This window comes from Exiguobacterium sp. s34, from assembly GCF_018617435.1.
Classification (GTDB): Bacteria; Bacillota; Bacilli; order Exiguobacteriales; family Exiguobacteriaceae; genus Exiguobacterium; species Exiguobacterium aestuarii.
Map to the genome: position 1 here is coordinate 170,467 of NZ_JACSKE010000002.1, position 24,916 is coordinate 195,382.

The 24,916-nt window shown below is 49.4% G+C and carries 29 protein-coding genes and 1 riboswitch; of the genes, 2 read left to right on the forward strand and 27 right to left on the reverse strand.

Annotated features, from left to right (window positions below):
- Positions 1–28: 28 nt before the first annotated feature.
- The 13 genes from KNO87_RS04510 to smc form a co-directional block, all read right to left on the reverse strand.
- Positions 29–289 carry an EscU/YscU/HrcU family type III secretion system export apparatus switch protein gene (locus KNO87_RS04510; RefSeq protein WP_074034763.1) on the reverse strand — a complete coding sequence of 87 codons (261 nt, stop codon included), beginning with the start codon at positions 287–289 and terminating at the stop codon, positions 29–31.
- Positions 286–1,131, reverse strand: coding sequence for a hypothetical protein (locus tag KNO87_RS04515; protein WP_214788856.1), 846 nt, complete (start codon positions 1,129–1,131; stop codon positions 286–288). The genes KNO87_RS04510 and KNO87_RS04515 overlap by 4 nt, the downstream gene beginning before the upstream one ends.
- Positions 1,132–1,145: 14 nt before the next feature.
- Positions 1,146–1,898, reverse strand: coding sequence for a ribonuclease HII (locus KNO87_RS04520; protein ID WP_214794113.1), 753 nt, complete (start codon positions 1,896–1,898; stop codon positions 1,146–1,148).
- Positions 1,899–1,939: 41 nt separating this feature from the next.
- Positions 1,940–2,800 (reverse strand): ribosome biogenesis GTPase YlqF, encoded by an 861-nt coding sequence (gene ylqF, locus KNO87_RS04525; protein WP_214788862.1) that lies wholly within the window; start codon positions 2,798–2,800, stop codon positions 1,940–1,942.
- A gap of 12 nt (positions 2,801–2,812) precedes the next feature.
- Entirely contained in the window at positions 2,813–3,355 is a 543-nt protein-coding gene (gene lepB, locus KNO87_RS04530; protein ID WP_074034770.1) for a signal peptidase I, read from the reverse strand.
- 82 nt (positions 3,356–3,437) lie between these two features.
- On the reverse strand, positions 3,438–3,791 hold the full coding sequence (rplS, locus tag KNO87_RS04535; protein WP_015881369.1) for a 50S ribosomal protein L19: 354 nt from the start codon (positions 3,789–3,791) through the stop codon (positions 3,438–3,440).
- A 114-nt stretch (positions 3,792–3,905) separates the two neighbouring features.
- Positions 3,906–4,622: a tRNA (guanosine(37)-N1)-methyltransferase TrmD gene (gene trmD / locus KNO87_RS04540; protein WP_214794116.1), complete on the reverse strand. Its 717-nt coding sequence runs from the start codon at positions 4,620–4,622 to the stop codon at positions 3,906–3,908.
- Positions 4,612–5,127 (reverse strand): ribosome maturation factor RimM, encoded by a 516-nt coding sequence (gene rimM, locus KNO87_RS04545; protein ID WP_214788868.1) that lies wholly within the window; start codon positions 5,125–5,127, stop codon positions 4,612–4,614. Before rimM ends, trmD begins: the two co-directional genes overlap by 11 nt.
- A 54-nt stretch (positions 5,128–5,181) precedes the next feature.
- Positions 5,182–5,457: a 30S ribosomal protein S16 gene (rpsP, locus tag KNO87_RS04550; protein ID WP_015881366.1), complete on the reverse strand. Its 276-nt coding sequence runs from the start codon at positions 5,455–5,457 to the stop codon at positions 5,182–5,184.
- An 82-nt stretch (positions 5,458–5,539) separates the two neighbouring features.
- Complete coding sequence (gene ffh, locus KNO87_RS04555) at positions 5,540–6,880, reverse strand: signal recognition particle protein (RefSeq protein ID WP_214788871.1); 1,341 nt, start codon at positions 6,878–6,880, stop codon at positions 5,540–5,542.
- An 11-nt stretch (positions 6,881–6,891) separates the two neighbouring features.
- On the reverse strand, positions 6,892–7,215 hold the full coding sequence (locus KNO87_RS04560; protein ID WP_214702252.1) for a putative DNA-binding protein: 324 nt from the start codon (positions 7,213–7,215) through the stop codon (positions 6,892–6,894).
- Between the two features lie 96 nt (positions 7,216–7,311).
- Positions 7,312–8,337 (reverse strand): signal recognition particle-docking protein FtsY, encoded by a 1,026-nt coding sequence (ftsY, locus tag KNO87_RS04565; protein WP_214794119.1) that lies wholly within the window; start codon positions 8,335–8,337, stop codon positions 7,312–7,314.
- A complete protein-coding gene (gene smc / locus KNO87_RS04570; protein WP_214794121.1) occupies positions 8,334–11,891 on the reverse strand; it encodes a chromosome segregation protein SMC in 3,558 nt (1,185 codons plus the stop codon). The genes ftsY and smc overlap by 4 nt, the downstream gene beginning before the upstream one ends.
- Before the next feature lie 114 nt (positions 11,892–12,005).
- Here smc and KNO87_RS04575 point away from each other — a divergent pair, with 114 nt between their 5' ends.
- Positions 12,006–12,200: a DUF1128 family protein gene (locus KNO87_RS04575; RefSeq protein WP_214788880.1), complete on the forward strand. Its 195-nt coding sequence runs from the start codon at positions 12,006–12,008 to the stop codon at positions 12,198–12,200.
- Positions 12,201–12,240: 40 nt separating this feature from the next.
- On the opposite strand, the gene rnc is transcribed toward KNO87_RS04575, so the two are convergent.
- The 11 genes from rnc to KNO87_RS04630 all read right to left on the reverse strand — a co-directional run bounded on the left by rnc (position 12,241) and on the right by KNO87_RS04630 (position 22,407).
- Positions 12,241–12,957 carry a ribonuclease III gene (gene rnc / locus KNO87_RS04580; protein WP_214693956.1) on the reverse strand — a complete coding sequence of 239 codons (717 nt, stop codon included), beginning with the start codon at positions 12,955–12,957 and terminating at the stop codon, positions 12,241–12,243.
- 123 nt (positions 12,958–13,080) lie between these two features.
- The gene (acpP, locus tag KNO87_RS04585; protein WP_214788883.1) at positions 13,081–13,320 is read right to left on the reverse strand and encodes an acyl carrier protein; all 240 of its coding nucleotides are present in this window, start codon (positions 13,318–13,320) and stop codon (positions 13,081–13,083) included.
- Between the two features lie 66 nt (positions 13,321–13,386).
- Positions 13,387–14,127 carry a 3-oxoacyl-[acyl-carrier-protein] reductase gene (fabG, locus tag KNO87_RS04590; protein ID WP_214788886.1) on the reverse strand — a complete coding sequence of 247 codons (741 nt, stop codon included), beginning with the start codon at positions 14,125–14,127 and terminating at the stop codon, positions 13,387–13,389.
- Positions 14,120–15,040 carry an ACP S-malonyltransferase gene (gene fabD / locus KNO87_RS04595; RefSeq protein ID WP_214794124.1) on the reverse strand — a complete coding sequence of 307 codons (921 nt, stop codon included), beginning with the start codon at positions 15,038–15,040 and terminating at the stop codon, positions 14,120–14,122. Before fabD ends, fabG begins: the two co-directional genes overlap by 8 nt.
- 18 nt (positions 15,041–15,058) lie before the next feature.
- Positions 15,059–16,048 carry a phosphate acyltransferase PlsX gene (gene plsX, locus KNO87_RS04600; RefSeq protein ID WP_214788891.1) on the reverse strand — a complete coding sequence of 330 codons (990 nt, stop codon included), beginning with the start codon at positions 16,046–16,048 and terminating at the stop codon, positions 15,059–15,061.
- Positions 16,045–16,614: a transcription factor FapR gene (gene fapR / locus KNO87_RS04605; RefSeq protein WP_214788894.1), complete on the reverse strand. Its 570-nt coding sequence runs from the start codon at positions 16,612–16,614 to the stop codon at positions 16,045–16,047. Before fapR ends, plsX begins: the two co-directional genes overlap by 4 nt.
- 85 nt (positions 16,615–16,699) lie before the next feature.
- Positions 16,700–18,730 (reverse strand): ATP-dependent DNA helicase RecG, encoded by a 2,031-nt coding sequence (gene recG, locus KNO87_RS04610; protein WP_214794574.1) that lies wholly within the window; start codon positions 18,728–18,730, stop codon positions 16,700–16,702.
- Positions 18,717–19,604, reverse strand: coding sequence for an L-serine ammonia-lyase, iron-sulfur-dependent, subunit alpha (gene sdaAA / locus KNO87_RS04615; protein WP_214794127.1), 888 nt, complete (start codon positions 19,602–19,604; stop codon positions 18,717–18,719). The genes recG and sdaAA overlap by 14 nt, the downstream gene beginning before the upstream one ends.
- A gap of 12 nt (positions 19,605–19,616) precedes the next feature.
- Positions 19,617–20,279 carry an L-serine ammonia-lyase, iron-sulfur-dependent subunit beta gene (gene sdaAB, locus KNO87_RS04620; RefSeq protein WP_214788903.1) on the reverse strand — a complete coding sequence of 221 codons (663 nt, stop codon included), beginning with the start codon at positions 20,277–20,279 and terminating at the stop codon, positions 19,617–19,619.
- Between the two features lie 63 nt (positions 20,280–20,342).
- Positions 20,343–22,022, reverse strand: coding sequence for a DAK2 domain-containing protein (locus KNO87_RS04625; RefSeq protein WP_214794130.1), 1,680 nt, complete (start codon positions 22,020–22,022; stop codon positions 20,343–20,345).
- A 22-nt stretch (positions 22,023–22,044) separates the two neighbouring features.
- A complete protein-coding gene (locus tag KNO87_RS04630; protein ID WP_015881350.1) occupies positions 22,045–22,407 on the reverse strand; it encodes an Asp23/Gls24 family envelope stress response protein in 363 nt (120 codons plus the stop codon).
- Between the two features lie 252 nt (positions 22,408–22,659).
- Here KNO87_RS04630 and rpmB point away from each other — a divergent pair, with 252 nt between their 5' ends.
- A complete protein-coding gene (rpmB, locus tag KNO87_RS04635) occupies positions 22,660–22,848 on the forward strand; it encodes a 50S ribosomal protein L28 (RefSeq protein ID WP_015881349.1) in 189 nt (62 codons plus the stop codon).
- Positions 22,849–22,905: 57 nt separating this feature from the next.
- Here the strand turns inward: rpmB and KNO87_RS04640 are convergent, their stop codons facing one another.
- The 3 genes from KNO87_RS04640 to rpe form a co-directional block, all read right to left on the reverse strand.
- Positions 22,906–23,493, reverse strand: a complete 588-nt coding sequence (locus tag KNO87_RS04640; protein WP_214794133.1) for a thiamine diphosphokinase — start codon at positions 23,491–23,493, stop codon at positions 22,906–22,908.
- Positions 23,490–24,065: an energy-coupled thiamine transporter ThiT gene (gene thiT / locus KNO87_RS04645; protein WP_214788912.1), complete on the reverse strand. Its 576-nt coding sequence runs from the start codon at positions 24,063–24,065 to the stop codon at positions 23,490–23,492. Before thiT ends, KNO87_RS04640 begins: the two co-directional genes overlap by 4 nt.
- 73 nt (positions 24,066–24,138) lie before the next feature.
- A riboswitch (TPP riboswitch) is annotated at positions 24,139–24,239 on the reverse strand.
- Between the two features lie 20 nt (positions 24,240–24,259).
- Complete coding sequence (gene rpe, locus KNO87_RS04650; protein WP_214788915.1) at positions 24,260–24,916, reverse strand: ribulose-phosphate 3-epimerase; 657 nt, start codon at positions 24,914–24,916, stop codon at positions 24,260–24,262.

A 24,916-nucleotide genomic window follows, 5' to 3' on the forward strand; every position in this document is an offset into this window, starting at 1 on the left:
CTTTTTTTCACATATAACCCTAGACAAATCAAATTTTATCTTGTTCCATCTGATAAAGAAACACAAAAAGTTCGGCAATGACCTGATAGACGTCCTCTGGAATCTGCTCTTCGATGTTTAAGGCTGAGAGTAAGGAAAGGAGTGCCGGGTCCTCATGAACAGGGATTCCGTTCGCCTGGGCAATCTCAAGCATCCGCTCAGCGACGATGCCTGTCCCTTTCGCCACGACGTGCGGGGCATCCATCGATTGCTCATAAGAGAGTGCGATTGCTTTCTTTGGATCGTTCATATTTGGAGATCCACCTTTCCAAGAGGCGCAAATGTTTCGGGTACACGTTCACGCTTTGCTTCGTATGAAAATGAAGACAAATCAAAATCGACACGTTTCAACCCTTCTTTTAGAAGCGGTTCGTATGTACGAACGTATGGACTTAAATCGTGAGTCTCATTAAATACCCGAACGGACACGTACCGTTTTTGGATCAATACATCGATTCCTGTTTCGCCAAAACGTGGTGTTTCGAGAAACAAGACGATGCGGGCATGGTCGGAATCGATCGCCTCTCGCTTCGGTGCTTCTAAACGAAGTTGAACGTGCTCGAACGGACCTAGTTGCGGTATGTGAAATGCTTGTGCGACGAATGGTGGACTTTGGGTCGCATTAAACGCTTCCTGAGCTCGCACAAACTGTTCGAATTTCGGCTCGCCTTTCGCTTTGAACAGTTCGCCGACGAGCGTCTTTACATCAGACCCCGCCCCGCTCTCTAGCATCGCTTTCCCGGCTGTCTTGACCGATTCTGGTGTCGGAATCGGTTCCCGAATGAAACGGGCGAGCTGTTCGCCTAACGCCTGGAGAGGCGACTTGGCAGCTGTAAGTGATTCTGATGCTTGTGGGACGACTTTCAAGACAAGCTTCGGCTCGACATCCGTGACGACCATTTTATACGTCACATTCTCTTTGACGTTCGCATTGACGCCGACCCGGAAGATTCCTTGCGGCAACTGCATGACCGCCTCATTTCCGGGCAGAAGTTGTAACACTTTCCCGACAATTGTATTCCCGAGTAAAAGCGGTCGCGACGTCTGTTCGGTCACTTTGAACGGTAAGACTCCTTGATGATCGATCCGCAACGCTACCACTCCTTTCACATGTGCTTGATTGGGGCGAATGTACGACGATGGATCGGCGTCACCCCGTGACGTCTCAAGCCTTCTAAATGTGCCTCCGTCCCATAACCAGCATTGTTGGCAAACCCGTAGCCAGGATACGTACGGTCGTATTCTTCCATCATCCGGTCCCTGACGACTTTAGCGATGACACTCGCCGCTGCAATCGATACGCTCAGCGTGTCCCCCTTGATTAGAGACTGTTGGGGAAGATCGAGATCGAGTTTCATGGCGTCGATCAACAGGGCATCGACCTCACCGACTTGACGAATCGCCTCCATCATCGCAAGCTTCGTCGCTTCATAGATATTGATGTCATCGATTACCGCAGGCTCGACGATTCCGACACCGACTTCCGCGACTTCCATGATGAGATCATACGCCGCGTCTCTAGCCGTTTTCGACATTTTCTTCGAGTCGTCCAATCCTGCAATATAAAACCCTTCCGGCAATAGAACGGCGGCCGCCACGACGGGTCCCGCGAGGGGGCCCCGTCCGACCTCATCCACTCCGACAATTCGAGTGAACCCTTCCGCCTTCCATTCACGCTCATACGCCATCCGACGTTCGAAATCGACCCGTTGCGCCTGAACTCGTTCGAATTGGCGCTGTTTTTGCTTAAGCAACGTTTGTACGCCCGCTCGGGGGTCTTGTGACAGGGTGGGAAAGAGTTGTACCCATTCTTCATATCGGATGTCCTCTAGTTGTTGTTTAATCTGTTGAATCGTCACGGTCTTCCTCCTATTCAAAAAAGCCCTGTTTACACAGGGCTTTACGCCATTTCATGGTCAGCCGGTGTCTCGAGCGAGATCCGTCCGATTTTCTCATGTCGTAGTTCATTCAAAAGCAGTTCGCTTGCCTTTTCAAAGTCGACATAACCGCCACTGATCAAACCGCGCTTCTTCCCGATCATCTCAAGGAGCTCCACGCCGTCTTCAGGTAACGTTTCGAGCTTGAATCGTTCCTTTAATTGTTCCGGATAACGAGCATGCAACTCACGAACCGTATACAAGGCGATATCGTCCAAGTTAAGAATCTCATCTTTAATCGCGCCTGTCGCGGCTAGACGATACCCGACGAGCTGGTCCTCGAATTTCGGCCAGAGAATCCCTGGCGTATCCAAGAGCTCCATCTCGCCGCCCTTCATCTTGATCCACTGCTGACGCTTCGTCACGCCTGGTCGGTCACCTGTGATGGCGATGTTACGCCCGGCAAGACGGTTGATGAGTGTCGACTTCCCGACGTTCGGGATCCCGATGATGAGCGCACGAATCGGTCCAGGGTTACGTCCCTTTTCACGCATGCGGTCATGTTTTTCTTTCATCAACTTTTGAGCACCTGTGATGAGCTGTTTCAAGCCTTTGCTATGCTTCGCATCGACTGCGACGACTTCAACGTCCTCACTCTTCAAGGCGCGTAACCATGCATCCGTCACGGCCGGGTCGGCCATGTCTGCCTTGTTCAAGACGATGAGTCTTGGCTTACCAGCCGTAATCTCGTCGACCATCGGGTTGCGGCTCGATTGCGGTACACGTGCATCCACGAGCTCGATGACGACATCAATCAATTTTAATTTTTCAGTAACTTGTCTTCTTGCTTTGGCCATGTGGCCAGGAAACCATTGAATTGCCAAAAAAGCACCACCTTAATCTTCTACCGTGCCAACATCGTCGAGCGGCCAGAAGATGAAGTTCGTCTTGCCGACAATCTCCTCTTTCGACACAAATCCGATTTCACGACTGTCCTTCGAGTTTTGACGGTTATCTCCCATGACGAAGTATGAGTCTTCAGGAACGACTGACTCGCCTGTCACTTGTTCAAGCGTGAAGTTCTCCGTCAACGGGAAACCGTTCATCTGTGCGCGGAACTCGTCTAAATACGGTTCTTCAACCGCTTCACCGTTAATATAGAGCACGTCATCTCGATATTCGAGCGTGTCGCCTGGGATGGCGATGACACGTTTAATATAGTCTTTTGATTCTGTCGCATGGAATACGACGATATCGCCTCGGTCTAGCTCACCAACATAGTTCGAAATTTTACTGACGATCATTCGATCCGCATTGTGGAGTGTCGGCATCATCGACTCCCCTTCAACGATGACAGGAACGAAGATGAACGTCCGGATGACGAACGCGATGACAAGAGCGACAACGATGGCCTTTAGCCAACTAAACACTTCTTTCAACTTCACTCACTCCTCTATCCATTTGAACTTATTGTACTAGAAAAAAAGAAGCTTGTCGCAAGCGACAAGCTTAATTCCCATCTTAACGACGGATTTCTTTAATACGTGCTGCTTTACCGCGAAGGTTACGGAGGTAGTAAAGTTTCGCACGGCGAACTTTACCGTAGCGTACTACTTCGATTTGCGCAACGCGTGGTGAGTGAAGCGGGAATGCACGCTCAACACCTACGCCGTAAGAAATCTTACGGACTGTGAATGTTTCGCTGATGCCGCCACCTTTACGCTTGATAACAACGCCTTCGAAGATCTGGATACGCTCACGCGTTCCCTCTACAACTTTAACGTGGACACGTACTGTGTCACCAGGACGGAAAGCAGGTACGTCCGATTTGAATTGTTCTTCTGTGATTTCACGGAACAGTTTTTGTGTGTTCATGAATCATATCTCCTTTTTCTTCAATGTTCATATCTTCATATGCCCAAGCATCCAATAGCGGAACATCGGTAATCGATGGGTTTAACCCACATGCTCAAACATAGCATATATTTCTCAATCGCGCAACGATTGAAGAAACTTTTTATCGTCTTCCGTCAGCTCGATTTGCTCGAGTAAATCCGGACGACGTCGATACGTTCTCGCGAGCGATTGCTCGCGTCGCCACGTCTCGATACGAGCGTGATTTCCAGACAGGAGGACGTCCGGCACTTTCAACCCGCGAAATTCCGCAGGGCGTGTGTAGTGCGGATACTCAAGGAGACCGGTCGAGAACGAATCGTCTTCGTGGCTCGCCTGATCACCAAGGACGTCCGGGAGCAGTCTCACCGTCGCATCAATCATCACCATCGTCGCGAGCTCCCCACCCGTCAAAACGAAATCGCCGATGGACACTTCGTCCGTCGCCAGTTCATCGTGGATGCGCTGGTCGAATCCCTCATAATGTCCACACAAAAAGATTAGATGCTCTTCACGGGCCCATTCTTCCGCCATCTGTTGATTGAACGGCTTTCCGGTCGGCGTCGTGAGAATGACACGTGGTGACTTCGCTTCGATCGAGTCAAATGCATCAAAGATTGGTTGTGGGGTGAGCAACATGCCCGCTCCTCCTCCGTACGGATAGTCATCGACTTTATGATGCTTGTTCGTTGAAAAATCCCGAAAATTGATGAACGACATATCCACTTGTCCGAGCGCTTTCGCTCGGCCGACGATGGAATGGTCGAGCGACTTGAACATGTCCGGGAATAACGTCAACACATCAATCTTCATCGTCAATCATTCCAGGGATTGGGGTGATGACGACCCGTTTCGCTTCCACGTCAATCTCTTTCACGACCGATTCGATGTAAGGAATGAGCGCGTCCGACTTGCCTGGTCGTTTGATGACCCATACGTCGTTCGCACCTGTCTCAAAGATATCATCGATTACCCCGATTGCCTCGCCATCGACAATCGCCTCGCAACCGATAATCTCGTGATAGTAATATTCATTCTCCGAGAGATTGTGCACGTGTTCGGCATGGACGTACAACTTCAACCCTTTATATTTCTCGATGAGGTTGATGTTTTCAAATCCTTTGAACGTGACGAGATGAAACTGTTTATGCGGACGATATGTCGTGATCGTCATCTCTTGTTTCGTTCCGTCCACGTCAAGGAACAACGTATTTCCTTTTTTAAATCGTTCTTCCGGGAAGTCTGTCGCCGCCAAAATCTTTACTTCCCCTTTAAGGCCGTGCGTATTGGCGATTTTCCCAACGTATAACCAATCCATTCGCGTTCCCTCCTCAACAAAATAGGCCGACCTCAGAAAAGGTCGGCCACATCATTACTTCGCGTTTTTCGCGTTGTGGAATTTCTCCATGATCCCTGCTTTAGAGAACAAGTTACGTACTGTGTCAGATGGCTTCGCGCCGTCTGCCAACCATTTGAGAGCGAGTTCTTCGTTGATGCGAACTTCAGCTTCTGGTTTTGCAACCGGGTTGTAGTGACCAACTTGCTCGATGAAGCGACCGTCACGTGGTGAACGTGAGTCTGCTACAACGATACGGTAGAAAGGTGATTTTTTTGCGCCCATGCGCTTAAGACGAATTTTAACTGCCATGGTAATATACCTCCATCATGTGTTTAAGAATTGACAACTTTTATAGTATACAGCTTTTTTGTCCGACTGACAAAAGTTTTTGTTAGAAGAACGGAAGACCTAAGCCCTTTTTCTTCCCTTTCATTTGTCCTGACATTTGCTTCATCAGCTTCTTCATGTCATCGAACTGTTTGATGAGACGGTTCACTTCTTGAATCGAGCGACCGCTCCCTTTTGCGATCCGTTTCCGACGACTCGCATTGAGCACTTCCGGGTTGGAACGCTCATGTTTCGTCATCGAACGAATAATCGCTTCGACGTGATCGAGTTGTTTCTCGTCGATTTGGACGTTCTTCAACCCTTTCATCTTACCTGCACCAGGTAACATCGAAAGTAATTCATCAATCGGGCCCATGTTTTTCACTTGACCCAACTGTTCAATGAAATCATCGAACGTGAATGACGCGTCGCGAATTTTGCTTTCTAGCTCTCTCGCTGCGTCTTGGTCCATTTGTGTCTCGGCTTTTTCAATGAGCGAGAGCACGTCCCCCATTCCAAGGATCCGTGACGCCATGCGCTCTGGATGGAATGGTTCGAGGGCATCCAACTTTTCTCCGAGACCGACGAACTTAATCGGCGCTCCCGTGACTGCCTTGATCGAAAGGGCTGCCCCGCCTCGTGTATCTCCGTCGAGCTTTGTGAGCACGACCCCGGTGATTCCGAGTTTCTCATTGAAACTGTCGGCCACATTGACCGCATCTTGACCTGTCATCGAGTCGACGACAAGGAAGATCTCATTTGGTTTGGCAATCGTCTTCACATTTTCGAGCTCACCCATGAGCGTCTCGTCGATATGAAGGCGACCCGCCGTATCGATCAACACGAAATCGTGATGATTTGTTTTTGCGTACTCGAGTGCTTTCGTCACAATCTCTTCCGGCTTCACTTGATCGCCAAGTGAGAAGACCGGTAAATCGAGTTGTTTCCCGAGTGTCTCGAGCTGCTTGATTGCCGCCGGACGATAAATATCCGCCGCGACGAGAAGTGGACTGCGGTTATGCTTTTTACGAATCAAGTTCGCTAGCTTCCCGGTCGTTGTCGTCTTACCTGCCCCTTGTAGCCCGACCATCATGACGACTGTCGGTGGTTTCTGACTAAATGAGATCGGGACGACATCGCTTCCCATCAAATTCGTCAACTCTTCGTGAACGATTTTGACAACTTGTTGACCTGGCGTCAATGATTTCATGACATCCTGACCAACCGCACGCTCTTTCACGTCATTGACGAATTGCTTGACCACTTTAAAGTTGACGTCGGCTTCTAGTAAGGCGAGGCGAACCTCACGCATCATCTCTTTGACATCAGTCTCCGAGATTTTCCCTTTACCACGCATCTTTGAAAGCGTCGCTTGCAACCGTTCTGATAATCCTTCAAATGCCATGCTCCAGCCCCCTACTCTAAATTCTCAAGCGCAGAAATCGTGGCATTCACGTCATCCGTGAGCTCGACTTGACGTTTGAGGGTCTGAAGAAGTTGCTGACGCTGTTCGAATTTTTCGAATAGAGCGAGCTTTTCCTCGTACTGTTCAAGCATCGTTTCTGTACGCTTTATGTTATCGTAGACCGCTTGACGGCTGACTTCAAACTCTTCCGCTATCTCTCCGAGCGAGTAGTCATCTAGGTAATAAAGAGACATATAGTTGCGCTGTTTCGGTGTGAGGAGCGCTTGATAGAAATCGATGAGATAGTTCATGCGATTCGTTTTTTCGAGCGTCAAACCTTTCACCTCCACATGTTAAGTGAAATCCCTTTACAACTACCTATAGTACAGCCGTGCCTAGTACTTGTCAAGTTTTTTTCTTAACAGCAAAACTTAGGCGAGGTCTTTGTTTGTGTCCTCTTTTTCAGTCGAGTCGTCTTCTGACTTCTCTTCGAAAACGTCCCCGAATAACCCTAGGACGAACTGTTCTGGATTGAACTCTTGTAAATCGTCCATCTTTTCACCAAGACCGACATATTTGACCGGGATGTCGAGTTCATTTCGAATCGCGAGCACAATCCCACCTTTAGCCGTCCCGTCGAGCTTCGTCAAGACGATTCCGCTCACGTTCGTCGCTTCTTTGAACGCTTTCGCTTGAATCATGGCGTTTTGTCCTGTCGTTGCATCTAATGCGAGCAAGACCTCATGCGGACCGTTCGGAACTTCTCGTTCGATGACACGCTTCACTTTTTCGAGTTCTTTCATTAGATTCACTTTATTTTGAAGACGTCCCGCCGTGTCACAGATGAGGACGTCCATGTTACGCGACTTCGCGGATTGGACGGCATCGTATACGACAGCAGCCGGATCTGATCCTTCCGTTTGACGGATAACAGGAACGCCGACACGCTCTCCCCAAACTTGGAGTTGTTCGATTGCCCCTGCACGGAACGTATCCCCTGCCGCGAGCATGACGTTACGACCTTCCGACTTCAATTGATGCGCCAGTTTTCCGATTGTCGTCGTCTTCCCGACCCCGTTCACACCGACAAACAAGATGACCGTAAGTCCATCTTGCATATTCAGTTCGCGGTCTGATTCGTCTTCTTGGAGGCGTTTCGCTACTACTTCAACGAGTGCATCCCGAACTGCGCCCGGGTCTTTTAAGTTGCGGCGTTTCACTTCTTCTTTCAAATCTTCGACAAGATCCATCGTCGTCGTGACGCCGACATCCGCTTGGATGAGCAAATCTTCGAGTTCATCGAAGAAGTCCTCATCCACCTCGCGGAAACGATAGACGAGGTCGTTGACGGCACTCGCAAACCCGTCACGTGTCTTCGTCAACCCGTCTGTAAACTTTTGTGACACCTCTTGGGTAGATGTCGTTAATTTCTCTTTTAATTTCTTGAAAAAACTCAACGTGATTCCTCCATCTCTTCATCCATTTCTACGACACGTTTTGCTTCAGACAGTTCGACCGATAACACTTCGGACACCCCGTTCTGTTGCATCGTGACGCCATAAAGCGTGTCCGCCGCTTCCATCGTGCCTTTTCGGTGCGTAATGATGACAAACTGCGTATCAATCGATAGCGTGCGAATATATTCCCCGAACCGGTGTACGTTCGCCTCATCAAGAGCCGCCTCGACCTCATCGAGGACACAGAACGGTACCGGACGCGTCTTCAGTATCGCAAACAATAAGGCGATCGCTGTGAGTGCGCGTTCTCCACCAGACAATAGACTGAGCGTCTGTAGCTTTTTGCCGGGCGGTTTGGCAACGATCTCGATTCCTGTGTTCAGCAAGTCCGATTCATCAACAAGTTTTAAGTCGGCCTCACCTCCACCGAATAACTCGGTGAACGTCTGTTTAAAGTGTGCCCGTACGTTCGTATACGTTTCTTTAAAGAGACGTGTCACTTCACGGTCCATCTCGGCGATGATCTCATACAAATCTTCTTTTGCACTGACCAAGTCATCTCGCTGTTCAGACAAGAACGTAAAGCGTTCGTGAACGCTATCAAACTCTTCGATTGCATTCAGATTGACCGGTCCGATTTCCTCAATTTGACGAACGAGCAATTTAAACTCTTCTTTCGCTTCATCAAGAGGAATCTCGAGCGCTGGTAAGAGTTCTGCGACAAGACCCTGTTCTTCTAACGCATCGAGCTTCCATTGTCGCTTCAATTCGAACTCTTGCTTCGCCGTCTCTAGTTTTCGGACGACCGCTTCTGCCTGTCGTCGCGCTTCCGTCGCCTGGTCGACACGCTGACGCATGATCCGGTACGCTTCTTCATTCGACTTGAGCGTTGTTGCCATTGCTTGTAGCGACTCTTGAATCTCGTTGAATTCGAGCTTGGCCGTGGTAAGCGTCGCTTCTAATTCAGCAGATGAAACGACTTCTCCACTATCGAGGCGCGTGAGTTCACGCTCCATCTGATTGTTTCGTTCCTGTAGACGATTAAGTTCAGTCGTCAAGCGCTCCAATTCATATCGAACACGTTCTTCTTCGAGCGTATGGCGTTGCAGGTCGAGTTCGTTTTGGCGAAGCGCCGTTTCGAGTTGCCCCGTACTCTCGGCACTTTTTGACTGTTCGGCACGGAGCGATTCTAGACGGACACGAATATCCGCTTGCTCTTTGTCCGTATCTGCCAAGGCTTTCGTCAATCGTTCGAGCTCGGCTGTCGACGTCTCAATCGTCCGTTCATAGCGCATCATCTCGTGATCGAACAGTTCAAGTTGTGATTTGGCATCGAGTGAGGCACGTTCAGCAGTGCGGTAAGTAGCCTCGACCTCTCGAAGCGTGACTTCGACGGTACGTTTTTCGTCTCGAAGTGTCGATAGTGCTTGAGTAATCGTTGTCAATGCTTCCGTATACTCTTGAAGACGTTGCTTTTGCTCATGGAGCATGGCAAGACCTTGTGTCAATCCTTGTTTCAAGTCATCTAGTTCACGCGATTGTGTAAACAAAGCCACACCTTGCTTACGACTACCACCTGTCATCGAACCGCCGACGTTCACGATGTCTCCCTCGAGTGTGACGACGCGGAAACGATATCCGGTCGACTGTGCCATTCGGTTCGCGACTTCTAACGTCTCCGCGACGAGCACCGCACCGAGGAGTGATTGTTTTAACGTCTCAAACGATTCGTCCGTCTCGACCAAATCGGACGCCACACCGACAAACCCATTCATCGATTCGAGGCGATGCATCACTTCGGTCGGTACGAATCTCGGCTTGATCGTCGTCAGCGGCAAGAATGTCGCACGACCCGCGTTCGCTTTTCGCAATTGATCGATTTCACGGCGACCGACTGTCTCGTCTGTGACGACGACATGTTGCTGCGTCTGACCGAGAGCTGTTTCGATCGCTGCTTCATACGAAGGACGAACACGAATGAGTTCAGCGACGGCACCGAGCACACCTGCAGAACGATTTTTCAACACGAACTTGACCGCATGGAAATAACCTTCATACGATTGCTTCATCCGTTCGAGCATTTCGATCCGATCTTCTGTTTTTTGACGACGACGCTCGAGATCATAGTAAGACGTCTCCGCCCGCGTTAATTTCTCACGGATCGTCGTTTCTTGATCGTGAAGTTCCGCCTCTTTATCAGTCAATTGTTCAAAACGACTTTGTACCTCTTCGTACTGTTTTTGCGCCGCTAACAGTGTCGCTTCTTGTGAAGAACGGTCATCGAGACGATGTTTATTCTCACGAAGAAGTCGTTCTTTCGACTCGATGGCGACATCGATATCCCGTTGTTCCCGCTTTTGTTGGTTACTGATTGTCGCTCGCGTGGTCGCGAGTTCGAACGCTTCACTTTGTAACGCTTCGATTTCAGAATTGAAATCACGCGATGCGGCTGTCAATTGTTGTTGAAGCGCATCTCTCGCCTCAGTCGTTTGGTGCAACGTATCTACTTTTTGAGACAATTCATCACGAACGGTCTGCAACCGTGTCTCAAGCTCTGCCATCTCAGCTTTTACTTCTTCACGTTGACGCAAGAGACGGTCTTTCATCTCGGCACCGTGCTCTTCTTGGGCTTTTGCGAGCTTGATGTCACCCGTCAAACGCTCGACATACGTCGACTGTTCGCGCTCCTTTTGATTCAATTCAGCCAACTCGTCACGAAGTGTCGAAAGTGTCGCCTCGAGTTGACTACGTTCTTCGGTAAGGTTCTGTACCGAACGGTCGGAGTTAGACAATTGCTGAATGGATTCTGTGTGACGTACCGTCACCTGCTCGATTTCTTGTTGAAGCATTTGAATTTCGGCACCCATGATACCCGTTTCAAGCTCGTCATGACGGGCTTTTGCCACTTTATACTCCCGAGCAAGCGCTGCTTGTTCGCGAAGGGGTTCTACCCGGTCAGCCAACTCAAATAAGATGTCGTCGACACGAGATAAGTTCAACTCCGTATCTTGTAATTTACGCTCAGCCTGTTTTTTACGCTGGCGATACTTGAGGACTCCCGCCGCCTCTTCGATGACGGCCCGGCGATCTTCCGGTTTCCCGGAAATGACTTGTTCGACCCGCCCTTGCCCGATGATAGCGAATGCATCGCGGGAAAGACCTGTGTCTAAAAATAAATCAATCACGTCTTTTAGACGACATGGTTTTTTATTCATAAAATAGTCGCTGTCCCCACTCCGGGTCACGCGACGGGTCACACTCACTTCTTCATAAGGGAGACGTAACTGTTCGTCGCGATTATCGAGGACGAGTGTGACCTCGGCGACGTTTCGGTGATTCTCACCTTCACTTCCGGCAAAGATGACATCTTCCATCTTGGCACCGCGCAGTGATTTGGCCGACTGTTCTCCAAGTACCCAGCGAACAGCGTCCGATATATTGGATTTCCCGCTCCCGTTCGGCCCTACTACAGCCGTGACGCCGGGACGGAAATCTAATTCAATTCGCTTGGCAAATGATTTAAAGCCAGCGAGTTCGATTCGTTTTAAGTGCATCGTGACCATCCTATCCGCAGTAAGCATTCATCTGTATATTTTACCACAGTTAACAGTTCGTCAAAATGCCAGAATCATGCTATTCTTAAAAGAACTGTAGAAAGGGGAATACAGATGACGAATGAACAGATGATTGAAGCGATTTTGGATAAGATGAACATTATTAACCGCGGTGCGATCAAAGCGGAAGAATATAATGAGGCTGACCCATCAGCGGTGAAAGAGATTTATGAGTACGTGATGACACGTTCTTCCCTCTCTTTATCAGAAGTCGACGGAATCGTCGAAGAGCTCGGTCAATTGACATGAAAAAGGAGTGGAACCATGGTGAATGGTCCACTCCTTTTGTTTATAAATCTGCGTATCGCCGATTAAAAGCGATGAGCGCTTCTTTCGCTGCCAATTGTTCCGCTTCTTTTTTAGAACGCCCGACCCCTTCACCGACAATATCGTCGCTGAGACGTGCATGAGCCACAAATTCTCGGCTATGTGCCGGTCCGCGCTCTTCGATGATCTCATAAGTGACCGGACCTAACCCTTCACGTTGCACGCTTTCCTGCAACTGGCTCTTGAAATCAGTCTGTTCTTCAAATACTCCGGCTAAGACTTTCGGAAAAACCGCTTCGGCGAGGAATCGTTCGACTGCCTCAATCCCTTGGTCTAAATAAAGAGCACCGATATAGGATTCGAAGACATCGGCAAGTAATGCCGGACGTTTTCGTCCACCAGTCAACTCTTCACCTTTTCCAAGCAAGATAAAGTCAGAGAAGGCATAGGCCTCCGCAAAATTCACGAGTGACGGTTCACAAACAATCGCCGCCCGTAACTTTGTTAATTCCCCCTCGGAGCGCTCCGGATAAGTCTCATATAGGAACCGGGATACGGTCAATTCTAATACGGCATCCCCTAAAAACTCTAAGCGTTCATTGTCTTTTCGCAACCCACGCTGCTCATTCACATAAGATGAATGCGTGAACGCCTGCATGAGCAAGTCGTGATTTGAAAACTGAACGTCTAAACGCTCTTCTAATGACTTGAATAACTCTAAGATGCGTGCTCGTTCCATTTCCTGACGTCGACGCCGTTGCGCCGATCCTTGACGGTCAAACCGCCGTTTTTCTTTTGTCATAGTTCCCTCCATGAATAAGCACAAGCCCACCACTCGGGACCGAGCGGTGGGATGGCTTGATTACACTTTTGTTTCGATGTATGCAACTACGTCGCCAACAGTTGCAAGTTTCTCAGCGTCTTCGTCTTCAATCGTGATGTCGAATTTGTCTTCGAGGTCCATCACCATTTCCATTACTTCAAGCGAGTCAGCGCCAAGGTCGTCCTTGAACGATTTCTCTGCCGTGATCTCAGAAACGTCTTTTCCGAGTTTCTCTGCTACTGCTTCTTGTACGTCTACTAAAATTTGTTCTTTTGTCATGATAAAATCCCTCCAAAGGTAAGTATATTAAATGTCTGTCTATTGGTAAAGTTCTCTTTTATGCCTTTATGCCATCGTCATGCCGCCATCGACGGCAATCGTCTGGCCAGTCACGTAAGCAGCCTGTTCAGACGCCAAAAATGAGACGAGGTTCGCTACATCTTCCACTTGTCCAAAACGGTTGAACGGAATTTGCTCGAGTGTAGCGTCTCGCTGCGCATCTGTCAAGGCATCGGTCATGTCGGTTTGAATGAAACCAGGACAAACGGCATTGACCGTCACATGACGACTTGCGAGTTCGCGTGCCACAGATTTTGTCAATCCAATCAACCCTGCTTTTGCGGCCGCATAGTTTGCTTGTCCTGCGTTCCCAGTGATGCCGACGACCGAGGCGATATTGATGATACGCCCTGATTTTGATTTGAGCAACGGACGTGTCACCGCTTGCGATGTGAGGAATGCCCCTTTCAAATTCGTCGATAAGACGTCATTGAAATCTGCCTCTTTCATACGCATGAGTAACCCATCACGTGTAATCCCTGCATTGTTCACAAGACAATCGACGCGTCCATACGTATCGACTGCCGTCTTGACGAGTGCTTTGACGTCGTCTGCGTTTGAGACATCTGCCTTCACAGCAATGGCTTCTCCGCCTGCTTCGGTGATGGCTGCCACGACGGCGTTTGCCTTCTCTTCACTACCCGAGTAGTTCACGACGACACGGAAGCCGTCTTCCCCTAAACGTTTCGCGATGGCCGCACCGATTCCACGGGACGCACCAGTCACGATCGCTACTTGATCATGCACGAACTTCTCCTCCTAACGAGGCGACTTCTTCAAGCGTGGTCGCCTTTTGAATCGAAACGTTCGAATCGATTCGTTTAATCAACCCTGAAAGGGGTGACGATGGACCGAACTCGATGAACGTGTCCACTCCGTCTGCAATCGCTTTTCGAACACATTCTTCAAAACGCACTGACGAATAGAGTTGTTTCGTCAACAACGCTTTTAAATGTTCAGGATCGCGATGTACAACCGCATCCACGTTCGAGATGAAATCGACAGACGCCTCTTTGAACGGTGATGAGGCGAGGACATCCTGGAAACGTGTCGCCACCGGCATCATATATGAACTGTGGAACGCACCGGAGACGTTTAACGGTAACACTCGTTTCGCGCCGGCTGCTTTCAATTCTACACTTGCCTGTTCGACAGCATCGATATGCCCGGAAATGACAAACTGACCAGGGCAATTCAAGTTAGCGATTTGTACTAAATCCCCACTCGCACTAATTTTTTCAGTGATATGAAGCGCTTCTTGAAGATCGGTCATGCCGACGACTGCCGCCATCGTCCCGTCTTTCACTGAAGACATCAAATTACCACGTTCTCGAACGAGCACGGTCGCCTCTTCTAAATCGATGACCCCTGCCGAGACGAGCGCAGCATACTCTCCTACGCTATGTCCGATGACGACATCTGGTGTCGCACCATTTGCCGCATAGGCTTGTGCCAGTAACGAGGCATGCGCAACGATTGCCGGTTGTGCGACTTCTGTTTCTTGGAGGTCTTCTTTCGACCCAGCAGACATGACTTCAAGAAGGTCAAATCCGAGTCGACGCCCGATTGCCTGAAGAGTTTCAGGTTGGTCTAAAAATGTCTGTCCCATTCCGACGGCTTGAGAGCCTTGTCCCGGGAACACCCATGCTACTTTCCCCATGTCCTCACCTGCTTTCGCTTAGTCTATCGCTTTGGCACGCTTGATTTTATCGACGACATCGTGGTCTACCATGATTTTCGCCTGTTTCAACGCACTCATCATTGCGAGTGCGTCACTCGATCCGTGCGCCTTGATGACAGGCGCATTGATTCCAAATAGCCCGGCTCCCCCATGTTCGCGATAATCAAGCGTTTCTTTCAATCGTCTTAATTTCGGTTTTAAGATGAGAGCGGCAAGTTTCGATACAAGATTGCTCGTGAATTGTTCTTTCATCATCTTCATAAGCATTGCTGAGGATCCTTCTACACCTTTTAACAAGATGTTTCCGGCAAATCCTTCTGTCACGATGACGTCCACGTCTCCTGACATCGCTTCACGCGCTTCGACATTCCCGACAAAGTGGACAGGGGCCTGTTCAAGGAGGGGGAACGCTTCTTTCGTGAGCGCATTTCCTTTTCCGGCTTCTGTCCCGATATTGAGAAGAGCGACACGCGGTGTTTTGATGCCACGAACATGTTCGGCATAGAGTGAGCCCATGATCGCATAATCCACAAGATGTTCGGCTTTCGCATCCGGATTCGCTCCGACATCCAACACGACGACACCACTACCTGTATATGTAGGGAACGTCGGAGATAATGCCGGACGCTCGATTCCTGGGATTCGTCCGATGATGAAGAGAGATGCAGCCATCAAGGCGCCAGTGTTTCCAGCAGACACGAGAGCATCCGCTTTACCTTCTTTGACGAGATTGGCCGCTACGACGAGCGAACTGTCCTTTTTACGGCGGACCGCTCGAACCGGCTCGTCCTCTCCTGTAATGATTTCACTAGCTGGAACGACCGTCACACGAGGATCGTCAAGTCCGTAAGAGGCGATTTTCACCTCGTCACCGACTAAAAAGAGCTCCATCGGCTCGTTCGGATATTGTTCGACGAACCGTTTCACACCTTCTACGATTGCTTTCGGTGCGTGGTCGCCACCCATTGCATCAATTGCTAATTTCATGCTTGTTCCTCCTCACCACGTCGGTAAATCGTGAAGTCGCCTTCAAAGACGCGCTCCTCGCCGACATAACTTTCGACTGTGACGTCTGTTCTTCCGTCTCCTCTTAGCTTAATCACACGAGCCTTGGCAACGACTCGCTCTCCAAGATGAACCTGGCGACTAAATCGGATCTCCGCTTTAGTGGTCAACGCCAATTCATCATTGATGAGCGCCACCGCTAACGAGTTGGCTTGCGCGAACAAGACGTGTCCACGAGCAATCTCATTGCGGCTAAAGACGTGTTCTTTTTCGATATCGAGGACAGAAATCGCAGAGTCATCGAGTTTCAAGTCAATCATATCACCGATGACCTCGCTCATTGAAAGCGATTTGACTTCATCGAGGTGTTCAGAAGCCACATGTTTGATTCGTTCCCTCACTTCTGGAATTTTTAATTCCATCCGATCGAGACGAATCGTCTGGATGCTGACGGAAAACTGTTTTGACAGTTCCTCGTCTTTGATGAACGGATTGCGCTCAATCGTTTCTTGTAACAAGCGTTGCCGCTCTTTCTTAGGTACCCGCATTCAGTTCCCTCCTAAACTAATCGCTAAAGAACTTAATACCTGGTACTAATAGCAGTATATATTCTTTAGTCGTCATTTTCAAGTATTATTCTAACCTTTCCCCTACGAGGAGGTCGAGTTGTTTCAAATAGCCACGTAACCCTTCATATTGGGCGTCCTGCCAAAACGCATCGCTTCCGAGAAGTGCCACGGCGTCACGCATCGCCACTTCCATCACTTTTAAATCGAGAACCGGATCGGCGACCCGGAAGCTAGGCAGCCCGCTTTGGGCGGTACCAAAGAAATCACCGGCACCACGTAACTCTAAATCTTTCTCCGCCAATACGAATCCGTCATTCGTCTCCGTCATCGTTTTCAGTCGAACTTTTCCAACATCTGACTTCGGATCCCCGACGAGGATGCAGAAGGACTGATGGGCACCACGACCGACACGTCCTCGCAACTGGTGCAGTTGTGCGAGACCAAAGCGCTCAGCGTCATGAATAATGATGAGTGAAGCGTTCGGAACGTTTACCCCGACTTCGACGACCGTCGTCGACACGAGAATTTGTGTCGCATTGTCGGCAAATGATTTCATCACGTCGTCTTTTTCTGCGCTCGATAGCTTCCCGTGCATCAAACCGACGGCATAGTTTGGGAACCGTTCTTTCAACAGTTCATATAAAGCTGTCGCACTTTCGACTTCGAGCGTATCCGACTCCTCGATGAGTGGTGCAATCACATAGGCTTGACGGCCAAGCGTCAGCTCTCGATCGACCATCGAATGAACACGGTCGATTTGGTCTTGCTTCGCCCAATATGTTTCAATCGGTTTTCGGCCTTTTGGCATCTCATCAATCGTCGAGACGTCCATCTCTCCGAACGCACTGATTGCAAGTGTCCTCGGAATCGGGGTCGCTGTCATATACAAGACGTCCGCAAATTCGGCTTTATCACGAAGTTTCTTCCGTTGTTCGACACCGAATCGATGCTGTTCGTCTGTAATCGCCAAATGCAAATTCGAAAATTCGACCGGTCCTTGAATGAGGGCATGCGTTCCGACGATGATGTCGACATCACCGGATCGAATCGCAGTCAGAAGTGCCTCCCGGGCTTTTCCTTTCACCGAGCTCGTCAAGAGGGCGATGGTGATGCCAAACGGCTCAAACAATTCCTGTAAAGATGTCGCGTGCTGTTCGGCTAAAATTTCGGTCGGTACCATCAATGCGCCTTGATACCCAGCCATGACGGTCGCATACAAGGCAATCGCGGCAACGACGGTCTTCCCGCTCCCGACATCCCCTTGCAACAATCGATTCATCCGTTCTGGCTTCTCGAGATCGGACACGATTTCACGGATGACCCGTGTTTGAGCTCCCGTCAATGGGAATGCGAGTCGTTTGACGAATTCGTTCAATTGAGGCTTATCGAGTTGAAGGGCCCGACCGTTTCCTGACCGCTCCATTTTCCGGAACGCCTGCAATTTCAATTGATACATGAGACACTCTTCGTATACGTAGCTCCGTCTCGCCTGCTTATATGTCTCCACCTTATCCGGGAAATGCATCCCGCGAAGCATGGTCATCCGGTCCTCTAGTCGATACCTGTCTCGTATGGACTGTGGCACCCGTTCCGGGAGGTCCGTCACTTGTTCGAAAGCTAACTTGACGATTCGACTAAAGTTTTTTTGCGTGAGTCCGGCTCGTAACGAATAGATGGGCTGAAGGCCGCCTGACGGTGCACCGAATTCGAGGTCGGTCGCACTGATTGTCATCCGATTCATATCCCATTTCCCTTTGACCGTGACGGTTTCGCCAATCGTCAACTTATCCTTATAGAACGCCCGATTGAACATCGTCACTTGGACTGCATACCGTTCTTCTAGCAATAATCTAAACTGTAGCCGATTCTTACCTTTACTGTAGTAACGAACGAGTGGTTCTGCTTGAACCGTCCCACTCCATTTGACGAGGTCCCCGTGAACAGCGGTCGTTACGGTCCCACTATTATAATTCTCATAACGAAACGGGACGTGCTCTAGCACGTCCTCGATTCGAACAAGTCCCATCATTTCTAGTTTTTTGGCCATCTCTGGCCCGACTCCTTTCAGAGTCGTCAGCCGTTCATTGTTTTGCATCTTCTTTCGCTCCAAAAATATTTCGTTCGAGGCGACGAGCCGTTGGCGTATTCGCCAATCCACCTTTAGCCGTCTCTTTCAACGCAGTCGGCATCATTTGACCGACTTCATGCATCGCTGAGATGACTTCGTCACAAGGAATACGCGATGTGATTCCCGCGAGGGCCATGTCTGCTGCGACAATGGCATTAGCACCGCCCATGGCGTTCCGTTTCACACACGGCACTTCAACGAGTCCTGCCACAGGATCACAGACAAGGCCGAGCATGTTTTTAAGGGCGATTGCAAATGCCGTAGCCGACTGGTCCGGTGTCCCGCCGGCCGCTTCGACAATCGCTGCTGCTGCCATTCCGGTCGCTGAACCGACTTCTGCCTGGCATCCCCCTGCCGCTCCTGAAATCGAAGCGTTGTTCGCCACAACAAACCCGAACGCTCCTGACGTGAACAAGTAGCGAATCATGGCATCGCGGTCCATCTCGAGGCGATCTTTCACCGCGAATAACGTTCCTGGCACGACGCCCGCACTCCCCGCAGTCGGTGTCGCACAAATCCGTCCCATCGCCGCGTTCACTTCGTTCGTCCCGATTGCTTTTGACACGGCATCTAAAATAAGGTCTCCGGCAAGTGATTTGCCTGAACTTATATAATCTTGCATGAGTACGGCATCGTTCCCCGTCAATCCCGTCACCGATGTGACACCTTGAAGCGCACGTTCGACCGCTTCTTCCATGACCTCGAGGTTACGGTCCATCATCCCGATGATGTCTTCCCGGCTCGAGCGTCTGACGTGCATCTCTTGTTCGATCATCACCTCAGAAATCGGGATACCTCGTTCTGTTGCCATCGTCACTAACTCTTCTACTGATTTAAACATCTCACATTCTCCTTATTCCCCAAAAATAGCGATCCGTTCGATCTGCGGTAACCGTTCTAGCTCTGCTAACACTTCAGCAGGAATCGTTTCATCAATCTCAATGGCCATCAAGGCTTGCATTCCTTTTTCGTGACGACTCACTTCCATATGTCCAATGTTCAATTGATGATTCGCCAAGACACCTGTCACTGCGGCGATTGCCCCGAATCGGTCATGATGCAAGACGACGAGCGCAGGTCCCCCACCTGTCAACTTTAACGGGAATCCATTCAGTTCCGTGATTTCAATCGTTCCCCCACCGATTGAGATCCCGACGATTTCAAACGTACCGAACTCGTCTTCGAGCAAGACACGCGCTGTATTCGGATGATCCGTCAACAAATCGCTCGTCTCAAAGATGACTTCGATTCCTTTTTCACGGGCAATGTCTAACGCTTGTGGGATTCGCAGGTCGAAAGTATCAAACCCCATAATTCCACCGACAATCGCGACATCCGTACCGTGACCACGATACGTGTCCGCAAACGACCCATAAAACGTGATGCGTGCGGTGCGTGGCGTTCTTCCGAATAATTTCCCTGCCATCAGCCCGATGCGCGCGGCACCTGCTGTATGCGAACTCGATGGCCCGACCATGACAGGACCAATGATGTCAAACACACTACGATATTTCACCTAATTTTCCCCCTTTCAAAAATCCCTACCTTCATTATACAGAAGGTAGGGACTTGAAACAGCTTATTCCACACTAAAAATATAAGAGTAAAGCGGTTGTTTGCCGTCGTGTACTTCAATCTCAATCTCATCATTTACAGATTCGATATATGACGTCAACGCTTCTACGTCTGCTTCAGATGAACCTTCACCCGTTAAGATCGTAATGATTTCATCATCTGCTTCGACGAGTGCATCGACCAACTTTTTAGCCGCTTCGAGGCTCGACGTTGAGGAAGAAACGATTTTCTTCTCTGCAATCGCCATGTGCTCGTCTTTCTTGATTTCCACACCATCGATGCTCGTGTCACGAACAGCGTAAGTGACTTGTCCGGACTTCACAGTCGCGGCAGCTGACTTCATCGCTTGTTCGTTCATCTCGACATCCGCCTCTGGGTTGAAGGCGATTGCTGCCGCAAGACCTTGTGGGACCGTCTTCGTCGGGATGACAGAGACGCCGCATGGTGCGACAGACGCTGCTTGCTCAGCAGCCATGATGATGTTTGAGTTGTTCGGGAAGATAAAGACGTGTTCCGCATGTGCAGACTCAATCGCCTTGACGATATCTTCTGTTGATGGGTTCATCGTTTGACCGCCCTCGATGACGTGTGCTGCCCCGAGTGAACGGAACAATTCGCTGACGCCTTCACCCATTGCTACCGTGACGATCGCAAATGGTGCTTTCGGCTTCTCTGCCTGTTGAACACCGTGTTGATTCGCACCATGTTCTTCTTCGAGAATGGTCGAGTGTTGTTGACGCATGTTCTCGATTTTAACGGCGACGAGTTCACCGAAACGTTGACCTTTCGTGATGACCTCACCCGGTGTCTCAACGTGAACGTGAACTTTTAAGAGTTCTTCGTCCGCGACGACAAGGAGAGAATCTCCCAGTTCAGACAATTCGTTACGGAACGCATCTTCATTGAACGGTGCATCCTTTAACTTTTCGTCTTGGAAACGAACCATGATCTCTGTGCAATAACCGAATTCGATATCTTCTGTAGACATGAACCCTTGTGCCGCATGCGCATGGTGTTCTGCCTCGATCAACGCATCCATGACAGGAGCATGTGGTTTCTCGAGCTCTTTGCCTTCAAGGCTAGCAAGGAAACCTTCGTAGATGACGAGAAGTCCTTGACCGCCCGAGTCGACGACGCCGACTTCTTTTAATACCGGCAACAAGTCCGGTGTACGGTCTAACGATGCTTTCGCTTCTTCGATGACGCGTTTCATAAATTCAGTGAAATCACTTGTCGACTCTGACGCAAGGAGCGCTTCGTCGGCCGCTTCACGAGCAACCGTCAAAATCGTTCCTTCAACCGGTTTCATAACCGCCTTGTATGCCGTGTCGACACCGCGCTTGAGCGCTTCTGCAAAATCAACTGTTGTCAGTTCTGCTTTTCCTTCAACAGCTTTACCGAATCCACGGAACAACTGACTTAAAATAACACCCGAGTTTCCGCGTGCCCCCATAAGTAGTCCACGTGCAAACTTTGATGACACCTCTGCGATATCTGATGAGTTCATCGCCGCTACTTCTTTCGCGCCCGACGTCATCGTCAAGTTCATGTTCGTCCCCGTGTCTCCGTCTGGAACCGGGAAGACGTTAAGCGAATCTACATAATCTGCGTTTTGGCTCAAGTTGGCCGCTCCGTTCGCGATCATGTTTGAGAGCGCCAATCCATCTAAACGTTTTAAACCCACACCAAATCCTCCTCCGTTTTCGTCAGTCATTCGTCAGACGAACGCCTTGAACGAATATATTTACCGACGAAACGTTTAATCCTAAAGTTTCTCCGAGCGTATACTTGACTCGGCTCTGCACGTTGTATGCGACTTCAGATACTTTCGTCCCGTAGCTTACAATGATGTGCATGTCGATATGTACGTCTTCGTCTTCTTGACGTACGACGACACCACGCGCGTAATTTTCACGTTTTAACAATTCAGCAATGCCGTCTTTCAATTGTGCTTGTGAAGCCATGCCGACCACACCGAAGCATTCCATCGCTGCACCACCTGCGAGTGTCGCGATGACGTCACTTGTGATGTCAATATTGCCATATGTTGTCTTCATTTCAATTGCCATATGGAGTAGCCTCCTTTATTCGGAATGATTCCTAATGTACATTCTACAATAAGTACCTAGTTATTAAAAGAACCTGCTCCAGAAACTCGGTCAATTAACGCGATAACCTCATTCATTATTCAAATCCTTGAGAGTAATGTCAAGTTTTTTTCTTGTCATGGTACGATTTTCTAGTTGCATCGGGAAAAAAGCCGTGCTAATATAAACGAGTGTCTATTAGGACGAACCCACATAAAAAAGGAGGGGAAACGCATGGCACGTAAATGCTACGTAACAGGTAAATCACCTAAATCAGGTAACAACCGTTCGCACGCACTCAACAAGACAAAACGTACTTGGGGTGTAAACGTACAAAAAGTTCGTATTCTCGTTGACGGTAAACCGAAACGCGTTTGGGTTTCAGCTCGCGCACTTAAATCAGGTCTCGTTGAACGCGTATAATACTTATACACGAACGAATAAATCCCAGCGGCATTCGCCGATGGGATTTTTTTGTGCTCATTTTTTGACAATCATGACGAGAACGGTCCCTTGATGGACCGTCAACCGGGCAGAATCCGTAGACCATTCATTTGAGATCGTCAGCGCCTCTCCGCTCGTCACGTCATGATGGTCAAGTGGATATTTGACATCTTTAATGGAAATCGTAGCTGTCTTCCATGGCATGAAGGACAAATAGTGACCGTCCCGTTTCGGAATCGTATAGTCTCCTATTCTTACAAGATAGACCGTTTGCCCTTCATCATGAAGGTGCATCTCCGGATAGGACTCCAGTAAGCCTACATTCGCAAACGTCATATCGATCCGTCCCCCGAGAGCCCCATACACATCGATTCGTGTTGCTCCCCGTTCTCTTGCTAACTCCAATGCAATTTCTAAGTCTGTCACATCTTTCTCCGAAGGATAGCGTAACGCTTGATCAGGTGGTGTCCCATCGAACGAATCAAAATCTCCCACCACGACGTCTGGTACAACTCCTTCATCTAACAGTCTTTGATATCCACCATCCACACCAATCACAAAATCGGCATCACGCGGTAAGTCCGGAATAGGTGCCGGACTCGCCGCGACGATTAGTACGTTCATTGACGGATATCCCGTGTCGCCACACGCGTGAAACGTGGTGCTGTCGTGAAGAGAAGTACTAACACGATGGCCGAGATGACAAAGGATGGGAGCATATACGTGGCGTTATATCCGAGCGAGTAGGCCACGACCGGACCTTCTGCGTATTCAGCGAAGAAGACGATACCCGAGATGACGTGCGCTGCGTATCGTAACATCGACCCGAGCAATGCCCCGAGCACTAAATAGATGGCAAGCGTCTTTGTCGCACCTTGACTCGCAGCATGTTTCACTCGCCCTGCGAATACCCCGGCCATACCGACGAGGCCATATGCGACCGTATAGTCGAGCAAGAATTGTACAGGTGTGAAAATGTATGCTCCGAACAAGAGTTGAAGTGTCCCGACGAGCGCGCCTGTCGCAAGACCACCCTTCAGCCCGTGACGGAACGCCATGACAAAGATCGGGAGCATCGCTAAACTGATAGACCCACCTTGTGGTAAACGATATGGAATGAGCAAATCAAAAATAAGCCCGAGCGCCGCAAACAATGAAATTTCAATGAGCGCTTGTAATTTGAAACGTGATTTCATCCTTCTTCCTCCTTTATTTGTTTGAACGACAAAAAGCAGCATGACGTAAACGCCATGCTGCTTGAATTCGCAACGTGCATTTTCGCCACATCCCTACGTCCGTGTGAACGGAACAGGTTCAAAGGGTTAGCGTATGCCTCTCAGCCACATGATGTGACACCCCTTGCGACTCTATCTTGTTGTTCTACCGTCGATTATACACGAGATGCGCCACGAATGCTATCGATGGCTGCTTTATAATCCGATTGACTATAGATGGCTGATCCTGCCACAAGCACATCAGCTCCAGCATCGATGCAACGTTTTGCCGTTTCTGCGTTCACACCACCATCGATTTCAATCTCAAAATCAAGTTGATGGTCTTGACGAAGTTGGCTAAGCGCTGAAATTTTTGGCACGACCGATTCAATAAACGCCTGACCCCCGAATCCTGGGTTGACCGTCATGAGCAACACCATATCGACGTCCGTGAGTACGTGTTCAATCGTCGAAAGTGGTGTATGTGGGTTTAAGACGACCCCACATTTCGCACCTGCCGCTTTGATTTGCTGTAAGACACGATGCAAATGATTCGTCGCTTCCACGTGTACGGTTACGATGTCCGCACCGGCTTTCACGAAATCTTCAACGTAGCGTTCTGGTTGGTCAATCATCAAATGTACATCGAGTACCATGTCTGATTTTTTACGCAAGCTCGCGAGAACAGGTAAACCAATCGAGATGTTTGGTACGAATTGCCCGTCCATCACGTCAAAATGGATATAGTCAGCCCCTGCTTCTTGAACGGCTTTTACTTCAGCTTCCAAGTTGGCAAAATCGGCAGCTAAAATAGATGGTGCAATTTTAATCAT